At 46.3% G+C, this 6,113-nt stretch carries 5 protein-coding genes; 1 reads left to right on the top strand and 4 read right to left on the bottom strand.

The genetic code is table 11. From position 1 onward, the window contains the following. Nucleotides 1–45 precede the first annotated feature (45 nt). On the bottom strand, nt 46–2,316 hold the full coding sequence (locus ACYQ8U_RS20580; RefSeq protein ID WP_459947443.1) for a molybdopterin-containing oxidoreductase family protein: 2,271 nt from the start codon (nt 2,314–2,316) through the stop codon (nt 46–48). A 118-nt stretch (nt 2,317–2,434) separates the two neighbouring features. Between ACYQ8U_RS20580 and ACYQ8U_RS20585 the strand changes: the two genes are divergently transcribed. Next, a complete protein-coding gene (locus ACYQ8U_RS20585; protein WP_459947444.1) occupies nt 2,435–3,481 on the top strand; it encodes a GlxA family transcriptional regulator in 1,047 nt (348 codons plus the stop codon). A 353-nt stretch (nt 3,482–3,834) separates the two neighbouring features. On the opposite strand, the gene ACYQ8U_RS20590 is transcribed toward ACYQ8U_RS20585, so the two are convergent. The 3 genes from ACYQ8U_RS20590 to ACYQ8U_RS20600 form a co-directional block, all read right to left on the bottom strand. After that, entirely contained in the window at nt 3,835–4,854 is a 1,020-nt protein-coding gene (locus ACYQ8U_RS20590) for a tyrosine-type recombinase/integrase (RefSeq protein WP_459947445.1), read from the bottom strand. After that, entirely contained in the window at nt 4,851–5,834 is a 984-nt protein-coding gene (locus ACYQ8U_RS20595; protein ID WP_459947446.1) for a tyrosine-type recombinase/integrase, read from the bottom strand. The genes ACYQ8U_RS20590 and ACYQ8U_RS20595 overlap by 4 nt, the downstream gene beginning before the upstream one ends. After that, a partial coding sequence (locus ACYQ8U_RS20600; protein WP_459947447.1) for a tyrosine-type recombinase/integrase occupies nt 5,818–6,113 on the bottom strand: 296 nt, incomplete at its 5' end. The genes ACYQ8U_RS20600 and ACYQ8U_RS20595, both read right to left, overlap by 17 nt.

Below are 6,113 nucleotides of genomic sequence, written 5' to 3' on the forward strand. Positions count from 1 at the left end.
ATCATCCTTTCGGTTTTCTGACATTCCCAAAAACTGGAATAAACTCTATGGCTGGCTGACCTGCAACCCGTCCCGGAGGACATTTACCTGAATTTGACAGGGAATATATCTGTGCAGTGGTGTACCGAAACGATCACGATTGGTGTTTTTGGTGAGACGGTTCACATTGATGCCATAAACCTTTCCATCATACAGAAGTCCGAAACCATGCGGGATCATTACAGTGCCATTCCTTACCTGTTCGGTGATCTCGAGCTCTCCCATTTCGCTGCCGGCTTCCGTTGTCACACGTACCAGCTGACCGTTCACAAGTCCTAACTTCTTCGCGTCGTCAGGGTGCATGGCGATAGTACAGGCTCGTTTTTTCCCATTCCACTCCGGATTCCTCAAAAGTGTGTTGGCGTTATACTGCATATGACGCCCCGCCATCAGAATAAATGGGTATTCCTCTGTTTTCATTAACGCCTCCTGCTCCTGCTGTGGAGAAAGCGAGAGGACTTCTGCCTCCATTTCCTCGATAAATATTGCCAGTTTTCGAGATTTGGTCCGGATACCTGCGAGTTGTTCTGCTGTATCCACTGCCCCTAGCCAAAGTCCCTGAGGATTGTCCAAAACCGCGCGAAACATTCGATCTCCCTGATCTGGCCCGATGGTAAAACCAACTTGATCGCCATTCTCCCGGGCCTCTTGTGGCAAGGTCATCAGCATTCCCCACAGCGCGGCCTTGTTGCCGCTGTCCCACTGTTCTCCCAGGGTTTTTGCAAGGATAAATGGCATGGCTCGGTGGACAGATGGCTCCCTTGCAGCCCATTGCATCAGTTTTGCGCCAAAGACCTGGCGATTGCCACCAGCGGCCTGACGCACCTCATCCGGGATGTCCGGAATCAGTCCCATTTTATCTGCAAGACGGGTAAAAATCTGTGATGGCTCCAGGCACTCACTTGAAGGTGTGAGCACAGGCTGCCTCATCTGGAAATAAACCTCGGGATAGGTCCAGGGAAAGAAGGTTCCATCCCAGCATTCATACAAAGAACGTGATGGCAACACGTAATGGGCGAATTGAGCAGTTTCATTTAATACGATATCAGTGACAACCAATAAATCGAGAGCAGCAAACGCCTTTTCATAAGCAGTAGTATCGGGGTAAGATCTCAGAGGGTTGCAGCCATTGACCAGAATTGCCCGTAATCGTTCGGGATGATCATTGAGTATTTCTTCCGGCATAACTGCAGGCGGATAAAAACCAGCCGCTGCAGGAAACATCCCCGTGGCGACTGTGCGCCAGACTTTTGTACTCCTTTCATCAGCATGTCCACCCAGCGGGCGGATCATGCCGGGTATGACATTACCTCCACGAACACCATAAACTCCACACAATGCAGCAAGGATTGTGAGCAGATAGTAAGCTACTGCACTTTGCCTGTTCATATAAATGCCGAGATCAGGATGCATGCACCACCGTTTACTTGTCATTAAACGACAAAGGTCTACGACCTGATCTTTGTCCAATTGACAGACGACAAGAGCCGCGTCCACGTCCAAACTACTAAACCAGCCACGTATCGATGCGAAACCCTCAACATGCTCCTCTATATACTTCCTGTTCTCCCATTCATTACCGAGAATAATCGTAATCATGGCCTTGAGCAGCAACGCATCCGTTCCGGGCGCGATTGCTAGGTGCATGTTGGCCAGTTGGGCAGTCTCGCTCCTTCTCGGGTCCACGACGACCAGTAATTTATGTGGATCCTTTGAAATATCCCTGAGCACTTTCGGGGCTCGTGGCAGCTGATGGCTCTGCATACCGTTCCACCCCCAGGCGACGAGCATTTCTGTTTCCTGTTCGTCTGGAACAGTCAGGATCTGTTGACCACCGAACACCCGACCATTTATCCACCACGCGCCACTGAATTCTTGACCTGCAGAAGAGTAAAGATATTGTGATCCAAGAGCTTTCATGAGGCTGACGCCAAACCCTGCTTCGAAATGTCCGCCCTGCATGCTGGCCCCCATATACGCGAGACTGCGCGGACCGTGGCTGGCGTGAATCTGGAGAAGTTTTTCGCTGATTTCCTCAATTGCCTTTTCCCAGGATATTGGTACAAACTTCTCTCCCACTTTTTTTAGAGGCTTCGTCAACCTGTCTTTTGGGTGTTGATAATACATGACATTCATTCCCTTGCGGCAGACGTATCCTTTGCTTCGTGGGTTCTCCCTATCCGGTCGAACTTTGAACATCCTGCCATTCTCGATAAGGATCTCCAGACCGCAGTTCTGAGCACAGAGCACACAACTTGACTTTTTCCACTCTTTCATTGGTTTCCTCCTGTGAGCATGATTTAGGAACATCCTGCTTATAACATCTTTTTACCCTTCAGCACCTTTAACGTAAAAGTAAAATACCAGTTGCTTCACCTCGTTAAAAGTGGCATTTATGACAAATAACGCGCAGAAAAAGACATCGGTCAAACTCATTCCATCTCAAAACCTTAGTAAAGAGAATTACATGAAGTTCACTTTTCTTATTACAGAAGACTGTTTTACTTCCGGAGTAGTCGGTTTGCTCGATACATTTGCTATTGCCAACCTTTGGCATCAGGAGCTAACCGGCAGTTGTGAGCAGCTTTTTATATCAGAACTGGTTTCAGTCGATGGCAGACCTGTCACGAGCAGTGGCTGTATTGAACTTAAGGCTCACAAATCCATTACTGAGACCGGGAATGTTGAATACATTATTCTGCCTCCAGTATTTCCGTCATCAAAGCTGGGCCAACATTTAACAAAAAAAGTCAAGGTCTGGCTTCTTGAGAACAATAGAGCCGGCGTTCCTATTGCTGCAGTCTGCACCGGCTCATTTCTGCTAGCTGAGACTGGTCTGCTGGATGACCGAGTGGCAACCACAAACTGGCAGTTTTCCCGCCGGTTTCAGCAGTTGTTTCCGAAGGTCAAACTCCGACCGGAGATGATCTTAACTGAAGAGGATGGAATTGTCTGTACTGGTGCCTCTACCGCCTACTTAAATCTGGGACTGTCTCTGATCCGACGATATGGTTCTGAAGACCTGGCAGAGGTCTGCGCCAAAGTTCTCCTTATAGATCCAAATCGTACGAGCCAGGCACCATATTTTTTTGAGCATCACCGGAAAAAGCATGAAGATAGGGCTATTACGAAGGCACAATTATTTATGGGAAAAAATTATGCTGTGATAAGAACAATTGACGAAATCGCTTGTCATGCCGGTCTGAGTTCGAGACACTTCAAACGCCGTTTTAAACAGGCGACAGGTTATTCTCCACTGACCTACCTACAAAAAGTGCGAATCGAATTAGCAAAGAAAAAATTGGAGTCAACACTGGACAGTATCGATGACATTACTCTCCAGATAGGCTATGAGAACGCAAGTACCTTTCGGAGATTATTTAAAGATAGAACCAGTTTAAGCCCCAGGGAATACAGGGACAAATTCTCACGAAGGAAATAAGCGTTTATGGGAGGATTACAACTTTCTGAAATTTCATGGTTTTTATTGAGTCGTTGAAGGATGTCGCACGAATTGGGTATGATCTAAGATGTGTTTACGCTAGCGATGTAGATTGCATCTGCCTATCTTCAGGTAGTCCACAATTAGGTGGTTCAAGATGTTTCCTGTTATGTTGCGAGTTGAGCTATCTTGCTGAAATAATAACAAAAGTAAAGCGAGTCGTTTGTTTGCTCATTTTCTTTTTTATTTCATGAAGTTCTGCCATTTTTGAGAGTGATTATTCTTTGTCATGCAACATAATTTATAAGGCTATTTATTACCTATCCGCCAGCCTGTCGGAGACCAGAAGCCCCCTAAAGACTATCAAGCCAAGTTAAAATTTCCTCCCTGTTCTCCCAGTTGATCAGTTCATCTATCTTGTCATCCTGATTGAGCAAAGACTGTGTATGGGTGATAAATTTTTTCTGGATCCTTTCTCGGTGGCTTAAATCAAGGTGCAGATAGATCATTGTCGATTTAATACTGTCATGACCGAGACGGTTTTTTATGTCTGATATGGGATCCCCGGCCAGAAGCATATTTACCGCGCACGCATGCCTGAAGCTGTGGGCAGGATTGAGGTCTTTCAGCCGTTTTGCCGGCAGGACTTTTTCCAGATATTTTCGACAGAGCCGATATATTCCATGCCGGGTAAGTTCCTTTCCTCGCTGATTGAGAAACAAACGATTCCTGTATAGAGTATGTGGTGTAGTTCGGTACTTTTCAACATACCTGCAAAGGAGGTCAACCGTTTTGGGCCAGAGGGTTATCATTCTAAAGCGCCCTCCCTTGCCGAGAATGGCCAACGTTTTTTGCTGTGGATCAAAGTAGTCGAGATCAAGTGCAGCCACTTCGCTGGCCCTGGCACCGGAGTCAAAAAGCAAATTGAGTATGGTATAATCTCTAAAGCCTTGCGCAGAACTGAGATTAACAACATCAAGAACAGCCAGTATTTCTTCCTGATAAAGAAAGCCGATGATATTCCTGTGGTAACGCTTGCAGGGGATATCCAGTATTCGCACCGCAATATCTCTTTTTTCCGGGTACATATAGAGGATCATTTTTGCCAGGGATTGTATGGCCGCCAATCGATGATTTCTGGTTCTGGCACCATTTTCTCGTTCTTTTTCCAGCCAACCAAGAAAGTCTACAATCAACTCCGGGGTGAGCTGCTCAAGTTGCAAAGAGTTGATGGGCATTCCAAGCGTATCCCTGGCAAAAGGTAAAAAGAGAGCAAACGCATCACGATAGGCCTTGATGGTATTGAGACCGTACCCTTTGATCCGTGGCAGATACTGCTCAAAAAAATGGTGAACACTGATTGTAAGTTTCATAGTCGTAATGGATACTTAATCATGAAATCAACGAGATTCCGGTGTTGGTCCGCATCGATCAGTTTGAGGTAGTAGATGGTATAGGTGTATTTTTTGTGTCCCATGTATACTGCAAGAACCGGCAGGGCATTTTGTGGTGAATCACCTCGTTCTTTTATCCGTCTGAGGGTATTGACTGCAAAAGAATGGCGCAACGAGTGTGGGGTAGTACCACTGATGTTAGTGTTGCCGATAATCTGTTTGGCTTGAGTGAGTCCGATTTCTTTTATTGCCTGGTGGAAATAGTTGCGAACCTGCTGGTTGTGTAAACCCTTGGCGGGATCGCTGACCAGGAGATATGGGTTTTGATTATCTACCGGCAGCAAGGTGTTGCGAAGTAAGAGATAATCCGATAGATGGTTTGCCACCTCCATTGGGATGGGAATTAACCGATCTTTTCGGAACTTTGTCTTTCTGATATGGATTGTTCTCTCGTCAGCCCTGAAATCCGTTACTTTTAAGCGCAGGGGCTCCGATATCCGTAAACCGCAGCGGGCTAATAGTTGCAGAGCCATACAACAACTCATATCCTTGAGAAAAAACGTTTGTTTTTCTTTACGGACTTGTTTCCAGGATACTTCGAGTAGATGTTCAATCTCCTGATCAGCGAAAATAAAGGGGATAATGTTGTTTCCCTTGAAACGGGGAATTCCCTCAAGCGGATTATAGTGACAGAACTCAATTCGCACGAGATATTGAAAAAAGCCGCGTAAGCCATCGATCACCCTGTTTATCGTATTCGGGTCTATTGCCAGATCTGTCCGCATTTTCAGAAAGAACAGAGGTGTCAAGGCCTCAAGCGTGGTCACATTTTTCGTCACCATATACTGATCTAATAGTCTTAACCTGGCCACTGCTTTCGCGAAATAACCAAGGCTTTCCCGGTATTCGATGTATTGCTCCATCTGTGGTGCCAGGAAACTTTCAAACGAGTTCGCCAAGGATAACCCTCCTCATGAGTTTGAGATGAATATGGAGGTATCTGTTTGTTGCTTCAATGTCATCATGACCAAGCATTTCCTTGATCTCAAAGACGGAGATCCCAGCTTCCAGCAGATGCTGTGCATGGGTATGACGCAGCCAATAGGTGGTGGCCTCTTCAGGTAAACCGGCCTTTTGCATACAACTCTTTATGGCATAGCAAACAGTCGGTGAACTAACAGGTCTGTACGGACGACAACATTGGAGAAAAAGCTCGCGGCAATCATTTTTCGGACGGC

The organism is Desulfocastanea catecholica (genome assembly GCF_054657295.1).